The sequence below is a fragment of the Streptomyces sp. NPDC002574 genome (genome assembly GCF_042889545.1).
GTDB lineage: Bacteria > Actinomycetota > Actinomycetes > Streptomycetales > Streptomycetaceae > Actinacidiphila.
Genome location: NZ_JBIARB010000005.1, coordinates 145280 through 161610, shown reverse-complemented (window position 1 = coordinate 161610; position 16331 = coordinate 145280). Strand labels below are relative to the sequence as shown.

Genomic DNA, 16331 nt, shown 5'->3' with positions numbered 1-16331 from the left:
GTGTCCTCGTGCCCCGGTTAATGGCGGGGCAAAAAATCCCAAATGCTTCGGTTAATGAGCTCTTCTTAAGCCATACAACCATATGTCGCTCCTTGTAGTCTCCGCTGATCTTCTCCGGGCTGCCACTCGGACCTGACCGCCGCGCCGCAGGCCGGATCCGGCCGCGGAGGTCCGCAGTGAAACCGGGGGCAGCCACCGATACCGTTCCCGTGGACGCCAAAGGCCACGGATTCACGATCTGTGGGCAGGTGGAAGGGTGCGCCGACAACCGTCACTCAACGTGTTCTTGCCGGGTCCGGTTGTGAGGCGGGGAACACCGGGGGCCGAAGTGCCGTCACCGTGCGTGTCAGGCGCATGTGTAGGTGAACGCGGTCGTCGCCGTTCGGCTGCCGGGCGCGCTCACCCGCAATTCGGCCCGTGCGTCGTAGGTGCCGTGGCCGTGGAAGGTCCACAGGAGGTGCAGCCGGGTCGTGCCGCGACCGCGCGGCACCTTTTCGTACAGCGGGCCCGACGACGTTCCGTCATTGCGCAGCCAACGGTAAGTGATCGTCCCGGCGCGGCCGTTGGTGCGGACGGTGGCGATCACGTCCACCCTGGTGTCGCAGGACGGCGCCGAGGGCACCGCGGTCACCGTCACCGCCCGCACCGAGAGCTCCGGCCCGAACCGCTGCCACGCCAGGTAGGCCAGCACGGCGAGCAGGACGACACCCGCCAGGACGTACCGGCGCGGCCCGCGGCGCCGGCGCGCGGCCTCCGTGCCGGGCACGGCGGGCGGACGCAGGGTGCCGTGCCACACCTCGGCCGCGACGCTCGCGGCGCGGGCGGCGGCTGCCGGGGTCACGCCGGGACCGAACCGCATGACCTCGCCGTCCACCCGGTCCGGGAGGGTGAGCGACGGCTCGGTGCGGGTCGAGGGGCGCGCCGGCCCCGCGGGCACGGGTTCGCGCAGCGTGGGTGTCACGGGGGTCACGGGCGTCGTGGTGGCGGGGGCCCAGTGCTCCGCGAGGACGGTCGCGCTGTAGTCCGCGCCGGGTTCGGGGCGCTCGTCGGCCGGTGGCACGTACGCCGGAGGAACGGCGTCCTCGACGGGCGGCACGGCGTCCCGCGGCTCCTGGCCGAGCCGCCAGGTGCGCTTCGTGTCCTCCGGAGTCAGGTCACGCGGCTCGCTCACGAGATCACCTCGCACTGCCGCGCGGTGGAGTAGATCTGCTGCGTGGACTGCCCGTTGCCCGCGTCCGGGGAGGTCGACGCGACGGCCCCGAACCAGCAGCCCGACGTGCGCGGGAACGAGTGCGGTGCCGTGATCGTGTACGAGGTCTGCCCGCTCAGGGTGAAGAGCGACGTGCCGTCGGGTGTGCCGAGCTCGCCCTTGGCGGTGCCCTGGAACCAGGCGACGGTCAGCGTCACCGCTCGCGGGTCGCTCGTGGTGACCCGGACGCTCGCCGACACGTCGAACGTGCCCGTCTGGGACAGCGATGCGACGGACACCGAGTCGACCGTCACGGGCGGCGTGGGCGACGTCGACGTGGGCGGCGGGGTGGTCGTCGGCGACGCGGGCGGTGTCGTGGTGGCCGTCCCGCCGGTGGGGGCGGTGGTCGTGGCGCCGGCGGTCGGCGGCGCCGCGGTGGTGGCACCCGCCGTGGCGGACGCGCTCGCGGACGCCGACACGGAGGCCGACGCGGACGCCGAGGAACTCGCGGACGGACTGCCCGACGGCGCGACCGTGCCGCCGGGTGCGCCCGAGCCGTCGTCCGCGGTGGCGGTGGTGGTCGTCCCGGACCAGTTGGCGGTGGTCTGCCGGGGGCCCTCGCCGGAGGCGACCGCGGCGAAGGTCAGCAGACCCGCCAGGGCGAGGCCCCCGACGGCCGCCAGGAGTCCCTGCCGGCCGAGCCGCCGGGCGCCCGGCCCGACCACGGTGGTGGCGAGCGCGGTCTGCGAACCCTGCGCCCTCGCCGAGGGGAACAGCAGCGGCAGCAGCGCCGCCAGGGCGGCCAGCCTGCGCTGACCGCGTTCCTCCCAGTCCGGCCCGTACGCGCCTCCCGCGACGGCTTCCAGTTCCGCGACGAAGGCCGCGGCGTCGGCGGGCCGGTCCGCCGCGTTCTTGGCCATCCCCCGGCGCAGCAGGGGGCGTAACTCCTCCGGCGTGCCCTCCTCGGGCACCGGGCCCTCGATGTGCTGTACGGCGAGTTCGGCGAAGTTCTGGCCCGGGAAGGGCCTGGTGCCGGTCAGGCACTCGTAGAAGGTGGCCGTCGCCGCGTAGACGTCGGTGGCGGGCGAGGCGGAAAGCCCGGTCCACTGCTCCGGTGCCATGTAGGCGGGCGTGCCCGCCACGTCCGGGGTCTCGCCGCTGCGGGCCGCGATGCCGAAGTCGACCAGCTTGGACGAGCCGTCCGCCGCGACGAGCACGTTCTCCGGCTTGTAGTCGCGGTGCACGACACCCGTGCGGTGCGCGGCGGCCAGACCCAGCAGCGAGCCCTTCAGGACCACCAGGGCCGCCTCCGGCCCCGTCACGCCCTCCTGGCGGAGCAGCGCGCGCAGCGCGATGCCGTCCACGAGTTCCATGACGATGGCCGCGCCGCGCGGGCTCTCGACGTACTCGTACAGACGCACCACGTACGGCGTGTCCAGGCCGCCGAGCAACTGCGCCTCGGCGCGGAACTCCCGCAGGAACCCCGCGTCGGCCCGGAGTTCGTCGCTGAGGTACTTGATCGCCACGGGAGTCGACGTGGCGTCATGGTGGGCCAGGACGACCCGCCCGCTGCCGCCCGAACCCAGTTCCGCGGACTCCGTGTAGCCCGGAGCGTTCCAGCCGCTCATCCCCTCGCCCCCCTCAGCGACGCACGGTACCCCCGCCCGCACCCGCTGTCCCCCACACAGACACATTTCCCCCACCGCCGGTTCCCGGGCCCGGCCGCTGAACGCCGGGCGCGCGGCGTCCGTAGTACGGGGCGATCCGCGTACCCGACTCCGAACCGGCAAAGGGGAGGCGCCCGGCATGGCCCCATCGCGCCACGTGCTCAGAACCGTCGTCGCGGGGACCGCCGCGCTGCTCGCGCTGCCGGCGTCGGCAGGCCCGGCCGCCGCGCACGGAGCGCCCGTCGACCCCGTGAGCCGGGCCGCGGCGTGCGCGGCCGGCAGCGGGCGGTTCACCGGCACGGCGGCCTGCCGTGCGGCCGCGGCGGCCAACGGGGGCGGCGCCGCCTTCGCCGACTGGGACAACCTGCGGGTCGCCGGCGTGGCCGGACGCGACCGACAGGTCATCCCGGACGGGAAGTTGTGCAGCGGCGGCCTTCCCGCCTACCGGGGCCTGGACCTCGCGCGCGCCGACTGGCCCGCCACGCGGCTCACACCCGGCGCCGCCTTCACGATGCGGTACGGCACGACCATCCCCCACCAGGGCACGTTCCGCCTGTACTTGACGAAGCAGGGCTACGACCCGACCCGCTCGCTCACCTGGTCGGAGCTGGCCTCGAGCCCCTTCGCGACCGCCACCGACCCGGCGATCGAGGGCGGTTCCTACCGGATCGGCGGCCGGCTGCCCGCCGACCGCACGGGCAGGCACGTGCTCTTCACAATCTGGCAGAACTCCTCGACCCCGGACACCTATTACTCCTGCTCCGACGTGGTCTTCCCGGCCCCGGCGAAACCGGCCGGCAAGGCGCCCGCGAAGCCCGCCGCGTCCGTGAAGCCGACACCGCGGCCCAGCCGCACGAGCACCCCGGCCGAGCGGCCTGTCTCCGCCGCGCCCACCAAGGCGTCCACCGCCCCGTCCCCCGCGTCGCCGTCAGCGGCCGTCCCGGTGGTCGAGTCGCCCGACGCGCAGCCCGTCGCCGCCCAGGGCCGCGGCTCCGGTCCCACGGCCCTCGCGATCGGGAGCGCCGCGGGCCTCGCCCTCACCGGCCTGCTCGCCCTCGCCCTGCGCCGCAGGCGCTCCCCGGGTACGCGCTCGGGCTGATCCCCCCGCAGCCCGGGGTCACGCCGCCGTCCGGTGGCGTGGCCCCGGGCTGCCGCGTGTCCGCCCTACGTCCCTTCCCGTACGGGTCTTGCTACCGCCGATCCCGATAGTTATAGTCTCTAACGTAAGCGACGCCCGGTCACGTAATGTATCGGCCATCGCATCCACGAAGGGAAACGCCATGTCCAGCACCGCACACACCCTGCACACCGTCCTCGGGTCCGGCCCTGCGGGCACCGCTGTCGCGCTGGAGCTCGCGCGACGGGGACACGCCGTCCGCCTGGTCGACCGCAAGGGCGAGGGCCCCGCGTACGAGGGCGTGGAGCGCCGGGCGGCGGACGTCAGCACTCCGGAGGGCGCGCTCGCCGCGATCGAGGGGGCCGCGGTGGTCCACCACGCGGTCAACGTCGGCTATCACCTCCAGGTCGAGGCCATGCCCCGGATCCAGGAGGCGGTCCTCGGCGCCGTCGAGGCCACCGGCGCCCGGCTGGTCGTACTGGACACGCTCTACCCCTACGGCGAGACCCACGGCGAGGTCATGACCGAGGAGACGCCGTGGCGCGCCACGTCCCGCAAGGGCCGCATGCGCGCGGAACTGGACGCGCGCTACCTGGCGGCGCACCGGGAGGGCCGGGCCCGCGTCGTGCTCGCGCGGTCCGCCGACTTCGTCGGCCCCGGAGTGTTCAACTCCTCCCTCGGCGGCGCGTTCTTCCCCGCCGCCCTCACCGGCGGCGAGGCGCTCGGCCTCGGCGACATCGACCTGCCGCACAGCTACACCTTCATCGGCGACCTGGCGGTGGGCCTCGCCACGCTGGGCGAGCGACCCGAGGGCGACGGGCGGGTCTGGCACCTGCCGACCGCGCCCGCCGTCTCGACGCGCGAGGTCCACCGCATGGTCGAGGAGCGGCTCGGGCAGCCGCTGAAGGTCCTCGTGGTGGACGAGCTGCGGCCCGTCGGGCCGTTCGACGAGGTCTTCGTGGGCGAGTACGCCGAGATGTTCTACCAGCACACCGAGCCGCAGATCATGGACTCGTCGGCCTTCGAGAACGCCTTCGGCGTCCGCCCGACGCCGCTGGGCGAGTCCCTGGACGCCACCCTTGCCTTCTACCGCGAGGTGCTCAGTCGGCCCGCAGAGCGGAGCTGAACCACGTGACGGCCGGAGTCAGGGCGGGCGGCGCGGGCCGGCCGCCGACCGCCGCGACGAGCCGCCAGTAGCGCTCGTAGCGCGCGTCGTGGCCGAGCTCCAGCCGCTCCAGCAGCCAGGCGCGGAACTCCGCGTCGTCCCCGCGGCCCGTCACCCTCGCGTACGCGGCGACGAGCTCGTCCACCACCGGGCGGGCCTCGGCGGAACCGGGGTCGAGCCCGGCCTCCGCGGCGCCCCCGGCACGTTCGCGCAGGAGCGCGGCGAGGGAGCGCAGTTCGTCGTCGGCGGCCGGCGGGGTCGCGGAGTCACCGGCCGTACGGCTCTGGTCGGCGACGGCCCGGCGCATCGCGGCGCGGAAGCCCGCGTCCTGCACCAGTTCGGCCAGCTCCACCCAGGCGTCCACCTGCGCGGCGGTGGAGTCCTCCGGCAGCACGGGTACGGCGTCGCGCATCATGGCGACGAAGGCGGGGTCGGCGTCGAGGCCCTCGACCGTGTGGTCGATGAACTCCTCGACGAGGCGGCGGCGTTCGCGGTCCGAGAGGGTGGCGAGCCTGTGCATCAGTGCGGTCTCCTGGGGTGAGGACCCGCGCCCCGCGACCGTCCGCAGCACCGCCTGGCGCATGCGCAGGGTGCGGATCTGCACCTCCAGCGCCTCCGCATGGGCCGCGGCGACCTCGGCGACGGTGGTCTCGCGGCGCAGGATGCGATGGATCGCGGCGAGCTCGATGCCGAGGTCGCGCAGCGTGCGGACGAGGCCGAGGCGGTCCAGCGCGGCACGGTCGTAGAGCCGGTATCCGGCGGGCGTGCGGTCGGTCGGCGGCACCACTCCCGCGTCCGACCAGTACCGGATGGTCTTGACCGTCAGACCGGTCAGCCGGGCCAGGTCGCCGATGGTGTGAAGGGTGGTGTCGTCGTCCATGTCCGCCATCGTGGGGTCTCCCGCCGGGGGAGACTCAAGCCCCTGCCTGCGATCCCGAGCCTGCCACGCATCGCCCCTCGTGGCCCGGCATGCTCCCGGCGCACGCCCGGTGCCGCAGGGGGCGCTGGTGCCGGGAAGGTTTCGGGCGGGATCAGTGGGGCTGCCTTCTGCGCGGGGCGCGACGCCGCTTGATGGGCGGGTGAAGCGGGTGCGTCAAGGTCGGCGGGAGCGTTCCGGCGTGGGCCGGGCCCCGCTGCCAGGGGGCCACGCCGGGGTGAGGGGGTTCGGCGCGAGCGCTGCCCATGTAGGGCCGCTGCAGCGTCGCGCCTCCCCGGCGGTGCGGGATGCCGATGTCGCTGCCGGGCCGGCCCCCGGCGCACAGCGGCGGGCCTTCCCCGCGGTGGTGCGCGCGTGGCGTGCCGTGGCGCGATCTTGACGGCCTTGACGGGCCCGAGGGGGGCGGCGCCAAGGGGACCGGGGGTGCCGCCGCCGTGACGGCCCCCCGGCGCCGGGCGCCGTGGGGGCGGGAGACGGGGATCACGCCGCGGCGGGGCGGGGGGGCCGAAGGCGTCAAAGCTGCGTTAAGCCGCCGCGAGGGCCCGTATGGAAGGCGCCAACAAACCTGGTCGGGGGCATCTGGGGGCGCTTCTCTACGGAAGGCCGGTTCTCGCCGGCACCGCTTGCCCCGAGGGTGGGCGGTCACCGTGTCATTCGTCCCCCGGGGTGCTCTCGCATGCCAGACCTCTGGTTCATCGTCCTCACCGTTGTCGTCTTCGCCGTCATCGGCCTCGTGGCCAAGGGGGCGGAGCGGCTGTGAGCGTTGACAACATCGTCGGCCTCGTCGTCGCCGTGGCCCTGGTCGGATACCTGGTCCTGGCGCTGATTCACCCGGAGAAGTTCTAGTGAACGACACCCTCGCGGGCTGGCTCCAGATTCTCGCGCTGGTCGGCGCGCTGGCCCTCACCTACCGACCGCTGGGCGACTACATTGCCCACACCCTGACCTCCGTCAAGCACCTGCGCGTCGAGCGCTTCGCCTACCGGCTGGGCGGGGTCGACGGGGACGCGGACCAGAAGTGGTCCGTCTACCTGCGGAGCGTCCTGGCCTTCTCGGCCGTCTCCGTGCTCTTCCTCTACGGCTTCCTGAGGCTGCAGAACCACCTGCTGCTCTCCCTGGACATGCCCGCCGTGCCGCCGGCGCTGTCCTTCAACACGGCCGCGTCCTTCGTCTCCAACACCAACTGGCAGGCGTACTCGGGTGAGTCCGCTATGGGCCACCTGGTGCAGATGTCCGGCCTCGCGGTGCAGAACTTCGTGTCCGCGGCCGTCGGCATCGCCATCGTCGCGGCCCTGATCCGGGGCTTCACGCGCCGGAAGACCGACCGCGTCGGCAACTTCTGGGTGGACCTCACCCGCATCACCGTCCGCGTGCTGGTGCCGATCGCGTTCGTCTTCGCGATCGTGCTGGTCGCCGCCGGCGTCGTGCAGAACTTCCACGGTGTCGAGTCGATCTCCACGCTCGTCGGGGACCACCAGAGCCTGACCGGCGGTCCGGTCGCCTCCCAGGAAGTCATCAAGGAGCTCGGGACCAACGGAGGTGGCTTCTACAACGCCAACTCCGCGCACCCCTTCGAGAGCCCCAACGCCTTCACCAACTGGCTGGAGATCTACCTCCTGCTGATGATCGCCACCTCTCTGCCGCGCACCTTCGGCCGCATGGTCGGCGACAACCGCCAGGGCTACGCGATCATCGCCGTCATGGGCGTGATCTGGGCCGCCTCGGTCGCCATCATCACCGTGAACGAGCTGCACAGCGTGAGCAGCCAGGCCGGTCACTTGGCGGGCGGCATGATGGAGGGCAAGGAGCAGCGGTTCGGGGTGTGGGGTTCGGCGCTCTTCGCGGCGTCCACCACGCTCACCTCCACGGGCGCGGTCAACTCCTTCCACGACTCGTTCTCGCCCATCGGCGGCGGCATGACGATCTTCAACATGATGCTCGGCGAGATCGCCCCCGGTGGTACCGGATCCGGCCTCTACGGCATCCTCATCCTCGCGATCATCACCGTCTTCATCGCCGGCCTGATGGTCGGCCGCACCCCGGAGTACCTGGGCAAGAAGCTCGGTGGCCGCGAGATGAAGTTCGCCTCGCTCTACATCCTCACCACCCCGGCGATCGTCCTGATCGGCGCCGGCCTCGCCATGGCGCTGCCGGGTGAGCGGGCGGGCATGCTGAACAGCGGTGCGCACGGCTTCTCCGAGGTGCTGTACGCCTTCACCTCGGCCGCCAACAACAACGGCTCCGCGTTCGCCGGCATCACGGTCAACACCGACTGGTACAACACCGCGCTCGGTCTGGCCATGCTCCTGGGCCGCTTCCTGCCGATGGTGTTCGTCCTCGCGCTGGCCGGCTCCCTGGCCCAGCAGCAGCCGGTCCCGGCCACGGCGGGCACGCTACCCACCCACCGGCCGCAGTTCGTCGGCCTGCTGACGGCAGTGATCCTCATCGTCGTCGGCCTCACCTACTTCCCCGCCCTCGCGCTGGGTCCGCTCGCGGAAGGTCTGTCCTGATGTCCCTGACCACCCTCGAACCCCCGACCGCGCCGGGGGCCGCATCGCCCGGGCCCCAGCAACCGCACCGCGTCTCCGGCGGCATGCTGGACCCGAAGCAGATGCTCACCTCGCTTCCCGACGCGCTGAAGAAGCTCGACCCCCGGGTGATGGTCAAGAACCCGGTCATGTTCGTGGTCGAGGTCGGCGCCGTGCTGACCACCCTGTCGGCGATCAAGGACCCGAGCATCTTCGCCTGGGTCATCACCGTCTGGCTGTGGCTGACCGTCGTCTTCGCCAACCTGTCCGAGGCCGTCGCCGAGGGCCGGGGCAAGGCGCAGGCCGAGACCCTGCGGCGCACCAAGACCGACACGGTCGCGCGCCGCGTGGCCGACTGGCGCCCGGGCGCCACCGGACTCCGTGAGGAGGAGGTGGCCGCCTCCGCGCTGCGGCTCGGCGACCACGTGGTCGTCGAGGCCGGGCAGATCATCCCCGGTGACGGTGACGTCGTCGAGGGCGTGGCCTCGGTGGACGAGTCGGCGATCACCGGTGAGTCGGCCCCGGTCATCCGGGAGTCCGGCGGCGACCGCTCCGCGGTCACCGGCGGCACCAAGGTGCTGTCGGACCGCATCGTCGTCCGCATCACGTCCAAGCCGGGGGAGACCTTCATCGACCGGATGATCGCCCTGGTCGAGGGCGCCTCCCGGCAGAAGACGCCGAACGAGATCGCGCTCAACATCCTGCTGGCGTCGCTGACGCTCGTCTTCCTGCTGGCGGTCGTCACCCTGCAGCCGTTCGCGATCTACGCGGGCGCCGAGCAGAGCATCGTCATCCTCGTGGCCCTGGTCGTCGCGCTCATCCCGACGACGATCGGCGGCCTGCTGTCGGCGATCGGCATCGCGGGCATGGACCGTCTGGTGCAGCGCAATGTGCTGGCCATGTCCGGTCGTGCCGTCGAGGCCGCCGGTGACGTCAACACCCTGCTGCTGGACAAGACCGGCACCATCACCCTCGGCAACCGCCAGGCCGCCGAGTTCCTGCCGGTCGGCACTGTCACCGCCGAGGAACTGGCGGACGCCGCGCAGCTGTCGTCGCTCGCCGACGAGACGCCCGAGGGCCGCTCCGTCGTGATCCTGGCGAAGGAGAAGTACGGCCTGCGGGCCCGGCACGAGGGCGAGCTCGGTCACGCCGAGTTCGTGCCCTTCACCGCCCAGACCCGCATGTCCGGCGTCGACGTCGACGGCCGCCAGATCCGTAAGGGCGCCGCGTCCGCGGTCACCGCGTGGGTCGCCGAGAACGGCGGCCAGGCCGGCGAGGAGGTGCAGTCGCGGGTCGACAGCATCTCGCAGTCCGGCGGTACGCCGCTCGTCGTCGCGGTCAAGGACGGCGGCGCGGCCCGGGTCCTGGGCGTCATCCACCTGAAGGATGTCGTCAAGGAGGGCATGCGGGAGCGGTTCGACGAGTTGCGGCGGATGGGTATCCGCACGGTGATGATCACGGGTGACAACCCGTTGACCGCGAAGGCGATCGCCGATGAGGCGGGTGTCGACGACTTCCTGGCGGAGGCGACGCCCGAGGACAAGATGGCGCTGATCAAGCGGGAGCAGGCGGGCGGCAAGCTCGTCGCGATGACCGGTGACGGCACCAACGACGCCCCGGCGCTGGCGCAGGCCGATGTCGGCGTGGCCATGAACACCGGTACCTCGGCCGCCAAGGAGGCCGGGAACATGGTGGACCTGGACTCCAACCCGACCAAGCTGATCGAGATCGTGGAGATCGGCAAGCAGTTGCTGATCACCCGGGGCGCGCTGACGACCTTCTCCATCGCCAACGACGTGGCGAAGTACTTCGCGATCATCCCCGCGATGTTCGCGATCGCCTACCCGGGCCTGGACAAGCTCAACATCATGCAGCTGCACAGCCCGCAGTCGGCGATCGTCTCGGCGATCATCTTCAACGCCCTCATCATCGTGGTGCTGATCCCGCTGGCCCTGCGCGGCGTGCGCTACCGGCCGTCCTCGGCGTCCGCCCTGCTGACCCGCAACATCTGGATCTACGGTCTGGGAGGGCTGGTGCTGCCGTTCGCCGGCATCAAGGTGATCGACCTGATCATCCAGTTCATCCCCGGACTCAGCTGACAGAAGAAGGCAATCCGACATGTTCAGCTCCCTTCCCGCCGTGGTCCGGAACCATCTGGCCGCCCTGCGCATGCTGCTGGTGTTCACGGTCGTCGCCGGCATCGTGTACCCGCTGGCCGTCACCGGTGTGGCGCAGGTGGTCTTCTCCGACCAGGCCAACGGCTCCAAGGTCACCCAGGACGGCAAGACCGTCGGCTCCAGCCTCATCGGCCAGAGCTTCAACCTCCCGAAGAAGAACCCGGACGACGCCGACGAGGTCGCCCAGCCGGACCCGAAGTGGTTCCAGCCGCGGCCCGGCGGGTACGACCCGCTCGCCACCGGCGCCTCCAACCTCGGCCCCAACAACGAGGACCTGATCAAGACGATCAAGGAGCGCCGCGCGGCCGTGGCCGAGTTCGACGGCGTGGCCCCCGGTGACGTCCCGGTCGACGCCATCACGGCGTCCGGCTCCGGCCTCGACCCGCACATCTCGCCGGCCTACGCCTACGAGCAGGCCGACCGTGTCGCCCAGGCCCGCGGCCTGGACACGGCCGAGGTGCGCAAGCTCGTCGACGGCCACGTGCAGAGCCGCGTCGTCGGCTTCCTCGGCGCGGAGCGCGTCAACGTGGTCGAGCTCAACCTCGCACTCGCCCAGCTCGGGTGACGTCGCGTTCCCGCCGTATCGCACGGTCCACGCCGCCCGGCGCCGCAGGTATCCTGCGACGCCGGGCGGCGTGACATCCCGCAAGGAAGGAACTCCGGTGACGCAGCCAGTCGTCACAGCCGGGACCGGCACCCGCCACGGGCGGCCCGGCAAACTGAAGGTCTTCCTCGGAGCCGCACCCGGAGTGGGCAAGACCTACCGGATGCTGGACGAGGGCCGCCGGCGGGCCGCCCGCGGGACGGACGTCGTCGTGGGCTACGTCGAGTGCCACAAGCGGCCGCGCACCGAGGCCCAGCTCGACGGCCTGGAGATCGTCCCGCGCGCCGAACGCAGCTACCGCGGCGCCGATTTCACCGAGATGGACCTCGACGCGGTGCTCGCCCGCGCCCCGCAGGTCGCCCTCGTCGACGAGATGGCCCACACCAACATCCCCGGCGGGGCGCACGCCAAGCGCTGGCAGGACATCGAGGTGCTGCTCGACGCCGGGATCGACGTGCTCACCGCCGTCAACATCCAGCACCTGGAGTCGCTCAACGACGTCGTCGAGAAGATCACGGGCGTGCCCCAGCGCGAGACCCTGCCCGACGAGGTCGTCCGCCGCGCCGACGAGATCGAACTCGTGGACATGCCCGCCGAGGCGCTGCGCCGGCGCATGGCGCACGGCAACGTCTACGCCCCGGAGAAGGTCGACGCCGCACTGTCGAACTACTTCCGGGTCGGCAACCTCACCGCGCTGCGCGAACTGGCCCTGCTCTGGGTGGCCGGCCGGGTCGACGAGGCCCTGCAGAAGTACCGCACCGAACACGGCATAGGACGGGTCTGGGAGACCCGCGAGCGCGTCGTGGTGGCGCTCACCGGCGGCCCGGAGGGCGAGACGCTCATCCGCCGGGCGGCGCGCATCGCCGAGCGCTCCTCCGGCGGAGGCGCGTCCGGCGCGGGCGGCACACGCGACCTGCTGGCCGTCCACATCGCCCGCAGCGACGGCCTGGCGGACGCCTCGCCCGCCGCCCTGTCCCGGCAGCGCACCCTGGTGGAGAGCCTGGGCGGCAGCTTCCACTCCGTCGTCGGCGACCATGTCCCCACCGCGCTCCTGGAGTTCGCCCGGGCCGAGAACGCCACCCAGCTGGTGGTCGGCACCAGCCGCCGCGGCCGGACGGCGCGCTTCGTCACCGGGCGCGGGGTCGGCGAAACCATCGTGGAACGCTCAGGGGACATCGACGTCCACATGGTGAGCCACGAACGCGCGGGCCGCGGACGGCTGCTGCCCGCCCCCAGCAGCGACCTGCCCTTCGTGCGCAAGGTCTCGGGTCCGGTGGCGGGATTCGTGCTGCCTGCGCTGCTGACCGTCGTGCTCGCGAACACCCGCGGGCACCTCAACCTCACCAGCGAGGCCCTGCTCTTCCTGCTCACCGTGGTCGGCGTGGCGTGCATCGGCGGGGTGGTGTCCGCGCTGCTCGCGTCGGTCACGGCCTCGCTGCTGCTCAACTGGTACTTCATCCCGCCCATCGGCCGGTTCACCATCGGCGAGACCAACAACGTGCTCGCCCTGGCCGTCTTCGCGGTCGTCGCCGTCACGGTCGCCACGGTCGTGGACCGCTCCGTGCGGCTGTCCCGGCGCGCGGCCGGAGCGACGGCGGAGGCCGAGACGCTCTCCTCACTGGCCGGCAACATCCTCCGCGGCGACCAGGCCGTGGAGGTACTGCTGCAACGGACGCGGGAGGCCTTCGGGCTGGAGTCCGCGGAACTCGTGCACGGGCCGCCCGACCACGGCCGCGCTGCGGTCACCGGGCGGGACGGCGAGACGGGCGACACCGTCGCGGTCGCCGTCGGGCCGCAGGACACCCTCGTCCTGCGCGGGCGCCGCCTGGCCGCCTCCGAGCGGCGGGTCCTCGTCGCCTTCGCGGGCCACGTCGCGTCCGCGCTGGAACGGGCCCGGCTCGCCGAGGCGGCAGCCGAAGTGGAGCCCGTCAAGGCCGCGGACCGCATGCGCACCGCACTGCTGGCCGCGGTCGGCCACGACCTGCGCACGCCGCTGGCCGGCGCCTGGGCGGCGGTCAGCTCCCTGCGCAGCCGCGAGGTGGACTTCTCGGCCGAGGACCGCGACGAACTGCTCATGACGGCGGAGGAGTCGCTGGCCCGGCTCAGCCGCCTCGTGGACAACCTGCTGGACATGAGCAGGCTGCAGGCGGGCGCGCTCCGACTGACCCTGCGGCCGACGGCGTTCGCCGAGGTGGTGCCGCTGGCCCTGGACAGCGTCGGCGACGCCACCGCACCGGTGGTGACCCAGGGGCTGGAGGAGGCACCGCTCGCGCTGGCCGACCCACCCCTGGTCGAGCGGGTCGTCGCCAACCTGGTGACGAACGCGCAGCGGCACGCCCCGGAGGGCACCAAGATCCTGATCGGTGCGAGTGCGCTCGGCGGGCGCGTCGAACTGCGCGTCGCCGACCGGGGGCCCGGGCTGCCGCCCGCAGACCGGGAACGGGTCTTCGCACCGTTCCAGCGGCTCGGCGACACCGACAACACCACCGGGCTCGGCCTGGGGCTCGCGCTCTCCCGCGGTCTGACCGAGGCCATGGGCGGCACCCTCACACCCGAGGACACGCCCGGCGGCGGACTGACCATGGTGCTGTCGCTGCCCGTGGCGGACACCTCCGAGGGTGTCGCCACCCCCGCCCCGGGGGACGAGGAGGCCCTGGCATGAGGCGCGTTCTGGTCGTCGACGACGAGTCGGGCTTCCGCAAGGCCCTCGACATCGACCTCACCGCCCGTCACTACACCGTGTCCACGGCACCTGACGGGGCCACCGCGCTGACGCTGGTCTCGCTGAGCCCGCCCGACGCGATCGTCCTGGACCTCGGGCTGCCGGACATGGCGGGCATCGACGTCATCCTCGGCGTCCGGGCGTGGAGCCCGCTGCCGATCATCGTGGTGTCCGGGCGTTCGGACCCGGCAGACAAGGTACCGGCGCTGGACGCGGGCGCCGACGACTACCTCACCAAGCCGTTCTCGATGGACGAACTCGCGGCCCGGCTGCGTGCCGTGTTCCGCCGTCCCGCGGCCGTGGAGGAGCCGCAGACGGTCGACTTCGGCGGATACCGCCTGGACCTGGCCGCGTTCACCGTCGGCACCCGCCGCGGCCGGGGCGAGGCACCGCACCTGACCCCCACCGAGTGGCGGCTGCTCATGCCGCTGCTGCGCAATCCGGGCCGGCTGGTCACCGGGCGTCAACTGCTGCGCGAGGTATGGGGACCGGGCAACGAGAAGCGCACCAACTACCTGCGCGTCTACCTGGCCACCCTCCGGCACAAGCTGGAGCCGGACCCCGCCCACCCCCGCCACCTGATCACCGTTCCCGGAATGGGCTACCGCTTCGAGCCCTGAGCAAGGTCTGTGACGCGGTACGACGGTGCGGACCACCCGATCCTCCGGGTGGTCCGCACCGTCGCGGGACGTCAGGGGTTCAGCCCTGGTTGGGCTTTCCGCCGTGGTTGGACCCCTTCTTGCGACGGGCCCTCTTCTTGCGGGCGCGCTTGGACATCGCTGTTCTCCTCTCGGTGGTGACGGATGGTCAGACGGCGACGAGCAGATCGGCGGCCTTGCACAGACGGCGCGCGGTGCGCTCCCCGTGGCCGTCGGTGGAGGGGCCGTCGGCGTCGTAGTGCGCGCCGGGGACCAGCGGGGTCCGCGGGTCGCAGAGCCGCACCACGCGGGCGGCGCCCTCGGCCGGCGGCTCGCCCTCGTGCGCGTACGGCGACAGCAGGGCGGTCGTGCAGACGCCCGGGTCGACGCTGACCACCGTGCAGCCGGCGGGCGCGGTCGCCCCGGCGAACACGGTCAGGGCCAGCTGCGACTGCGCGTAGGCGGCGAACCGGGAGTAACGGCGCGCCCGGTTGAGGTCGGTCCAGGCCAGGGACGCCGTCCGGTGGGTGGTGGACGAGACGTTGACGACCCGGCTGCCCGGCCGTGCCGACAGCGGGCCCGTCAGCTCGCGGGTGAGCAGGTACGCCGCCAGGAAGTTGACCTGGAGGGAGACCTCGTTGCCGTCCTCGGTGAGCGTGTGCTGTTCCGGGGCCGCGACGGCCGCGTTGTTGACCAGCACGTCCAGGGTGGGATGCGCGGCCGACAGCTCCGCCGCCATCGACTTGACCTGCGCCAGCCGGCGGAAGTCCGCGACGGCCAGGCGCAGCCGGGCCCGGTCGGCGCCGGCCGCCACCAGCCGCTCCACGGCGTGGTGGGCGGACTCGGTGTCGGGGCCGTGGACGATGACCGTGTGCCCCTGTTCGGCGAGCAGACGGGCGGTCTCCCACCCGATGCCGGAGGTCGCCCCTGTGACGAGGGCGGTCCTCGGGGGGACGGCGGGCTGGGCGGATGCGGACATGGGTGATCCCTCCGGGGGACGACACGCCGGCGCGCGCCCCGGCCACAGGTCGTGGGGGCGCGCGCCGTGCGTGAAGGAGTGCGGCCGTCAGACGAGGCCGCGGGAAACCGGCGCGTCAGGGAGCCGGCAGGAGAACAGCGCGCGGAACCGGCGGCACCCGATGGGGTGGCCGGTCGTCATGGCGCGGACCGCTGTTCACACCCCCATCCCACCGCCCGCCGCAGCGGACGGCAAGATCCGCCGCCCGTTCCTGACGCCGCCCTGACGGTGCGGCCGGCGGGGTGTCAAGGCGCCGTCAGAAAGGCGGCCCACGGGCGCAAGGGTCCTGTCAGGGAAGGCCGCCGGGCACCCGCCGCCGCGGTCTGCTGGCCTTCGTACCTCTTGTGCATCTGCGCCCCCGTACCCCTCAGAAGGCCCCCTCCATGCAGCCCCTGGCCCCCGCCCCCGAGACGGGTCGCACCGCCCCGCACCCGCCCGCCCCCTTGCGGCGCAGGCCCGGCAGCCGTCGCGAGGTGTCCGCGGGACTGCTCGACCCCCGGCAGCTGTGGACCGCCTTCCCGGAGGCACTGCGCAAGCTCGACCCGCGCGGCAGTTCGTGCCGGGCCTCG

Annotated in this window: 13 protein-coding genes; 8 read left to right on the top strand and 5 right to left on the bottom strand. The window is 72.8% G+C overall.

Features of this window, described 5'->3' with window-relative positions; all coding sequences use genetic code 11:
• Positions 1-346: 346 nt before the first annotated feature.
• Positions 347-1171 (bottom strand): hypothetical protein, encoded by an 825-nt coding sequence (locus tag ACFYXS_RS13265; protein ID WP_389247205.1) that lies wholly within the window; start codon positions 1169-1171, stop codon positions 347-349.
• Positions 1168-2817 (bottom strand): protein kinase, encoded by a 1650-nt coding sequence (locus ACFYXS_RS13260; protein ID WP_389247203.1) that lies wholly within the window; start codon positions 2815-2817, stop codon positions 1168-1170. Before ACFYXS_RS13260 ends, ACFYXS_RS13265 begins: the two co-directional genes overlap by 4 nt.
• A 178-nt stretch (positions 2818-2995) precedes the next feature.
• On the opposite strand from ACFYXS_RS13260, the gene ACFYXS_RS13255 reads away from it, so the two are divergent.
• Positions 2996-3955: a lytic polysaccharide monooxygenase gene (locus ACFYXS_RS13255; protein WP_389247201.1), complete on the top strand. Its 960-nt coding sequence runs from the start codon at positions 2996-2998 to the stop codon at positions 3953-3955.
• Positions 3956-4136: 181 nt separating this feature from the next.
• Positions 4137-5099 carry an NAD-dependent epimerase/dehydratase family protein gene (locus ACFYXS_RS13250; protein ID WP_389247199.1) on the top strand — a complete coding sequence of 321 codons (963 nt, stop codon included), beginning with the start codon at positions 4137-4139 and terminating at the stop codon, positions 5097-5099.
• Here the strand turns inward: ACFYXS_RS13250 and ACFYXS_RS13245 are convergent.
• Entirely contained in the window at positions 5074-6018 is a 945-nt protein-coding gene (locus tag ACFYXS_RS13245; RefSeq protein ID WP_389247197.1) for a MerR family transcriptional regulator, read from the bottom strand. The two genes, ACFYXS_RS13250 and ACFYXS_RS13245, sit on opposite strands and share 26 nt — an antisense overlap.
• A gap of 813 nt (positions 6019-6831) precedes the next feature.
• Between ACFYXS_RS13245 and kdpF the strand changes: the two genes are divergently transcribed.
• The 6 genes from kdpF to ACFYXS_RS13215 all read left to right on the top strand — a co-directional run bounded on the left by kdpF (position 6832) and on the right by ACFYXS_RS13215 (position 14726).
• Positions 6832-6921: a K(+)-transporting ATPase subunit F gene (kdpF, locus tag ACFYXS_RS13240; protein WP_360909391.1), complete on the top strand. Its 90-nt coding sequence runs from the start codon at positions 6832-6834 to the stop codon at positions 6919-6921.
• Entirely contained in the window at positions 6921-8585 is a 1665-nt protein-coding gene (gene kdpA, locus ACFYXS_RS13235; protein WP_389247193.1) for a potassium-transporting ATPase subunit KdpA, read from the top strand. Before kdpF ends, kdpA begins: the two co-directional genes overlap by 1 nt.
• Positions 8585-10702, top strand: a complete 2118-nt coding sequence (gene kdpB / locus ACFYXS_RS13230) for a potassium-transporting ATPase subunit KdpB (protein ID WP_389247191.1) — start codon at positions 8585-8587, stop codon at positions 10700-10702. Before kdpA ends, kdpB begins: the two co-directional genes overlap by 1 nt.
• 19 nt (positions 10703-10721) lie before the next feature.
• Positions 10722-11345 (top strand): potassium-transporting ATPase subunit KdpC, encoded by a 624-nt coding sequence (kdpC, locus tag ACFYXS_RS13225; RefSeq protein WP_389247189.1) that lies wholly within the window; start codon positions 10722-10724, stop codon positions 11343-11345.
• A gap of 97 nt (positions 11346-11442) precedes the next feature.
• On the top strand, positions 11443-14046 hold the full coding sequence (locus ACFYXS_RS13220) for an ATP-binding protein (RefSeq protein WP_389247186.1): 2604 nt from the start codon (positions 11443-11445) through the stop codon (positions 14044-14046).
• Entirely contained in the window at positions 14043-14726 is a 684-nt protein-coding gene (locus tag ACFYXS_RS13215) for a response regulator (RefSeq protein ID WP_389247184.1), read from the top strand. Before ACFYXS_RS13220 ends, ACFYXS_RS13215 begins: the two co-directional genes overlap by 4 nt.
• Before the next feature lie 79 nt (positions 14727-14805).
• Here the strand turns inward: ACFYXS_RS13215 and ACFYXS_RS13210 are convergent, their stop codons facing one another.
• Positions 14806-14883, bottom strand: a complete 78-nt coding sequence (locus tag ACFYXS_RS13210; protein WP_389247962.1) for a 50S ribosomal protein bL37 — start codon at positions 14881-14883, stop codon at positions 14806-14808.
• Positions 14884-14913: 30 nt separating this feature from the next.
• Positions 14914-15723 (bottom strand): SDR family NAD(P)-dependent oxidoreductase, encoded by an 810-nt coding sequence (locus ACFYXS_RS13205; RefSeq protein ID WP_389247182.1) that lies wholly within the window; start codon positions 15721-15723, stop codon positions 14914-14916.
• Positions 15724-16331 lie beyond the last annotated feature (608 nt).

Excerpts from the sequence above, each read along its gene's own strand:
- ACFYXS_RS13260 (WP_389247203.1), bottom strand. The coding sequence starts at position 2,817 with ATGAGCGGCTGGAACGCTCCGGGCTACACGGAGTCCGCGGAACTGGGT.
- ACFYXS_RS13255 (WP_389247201.1), top strand. The coding sequence starts at position 2,996 with ATGGCCCCATCGCGCCACGTGCTCAGAACCGTCGTCGCGGGGACCGCC.
- ACFYXS_RS13250 (WP_389247199.1), top strand. The coding sequence starts at position 4,137 with ATGTCCAGCACCGCACACACCCTGCACACCGTCCTCGGGTCCGGCCCT.
- ACFYXS_RS13245 (WP_389247197.1), bottom strand. The coding sequence starts at position 6,018 with ATGGACGACGACACCACCCTTCACACCATCGGCGACCTGGCCCGGCTG.
- kdpB (WP_389247191.1), top strand. The coding sequence starts at position 8,585 with ATGTCCCTGACCACCCTCGAACCCCCGACCGCGCCGGGGGCCGCATCG.
- kdpC (WP_389247189.1), top strand. The coding sequence starts at position 10,722 with ATGTTCAGCTCCCTTCCCGCCGTGGTCCGGAACCATCTGGCCGCCCTG.
- ACFYXS_RS13215 (WP_389247184.1), top strand. The coding sequence starts at position 14,043 with ATGAGGCGCGTTCTGGTCGTCGACGACGAGTCGGGCTTCCGCAAGGCC.
- ACFYXS_RS13210 (WP_389247962.1), bottom strand. The coding sequence starts at position 14,883 with ATGTCCAAGCGCGCCCGCAAGAAGAGGGCCCGTCGCAAGAAGGGGTCC.
- ACFYXS_RS13205 (WP_389247182.1), bottom strand. The coding sequence starts at position 15,723 with ATGTCCGCATCCGCCCAGCCCGCCGTCCCCCCGAGGACCGCCCTCGTC.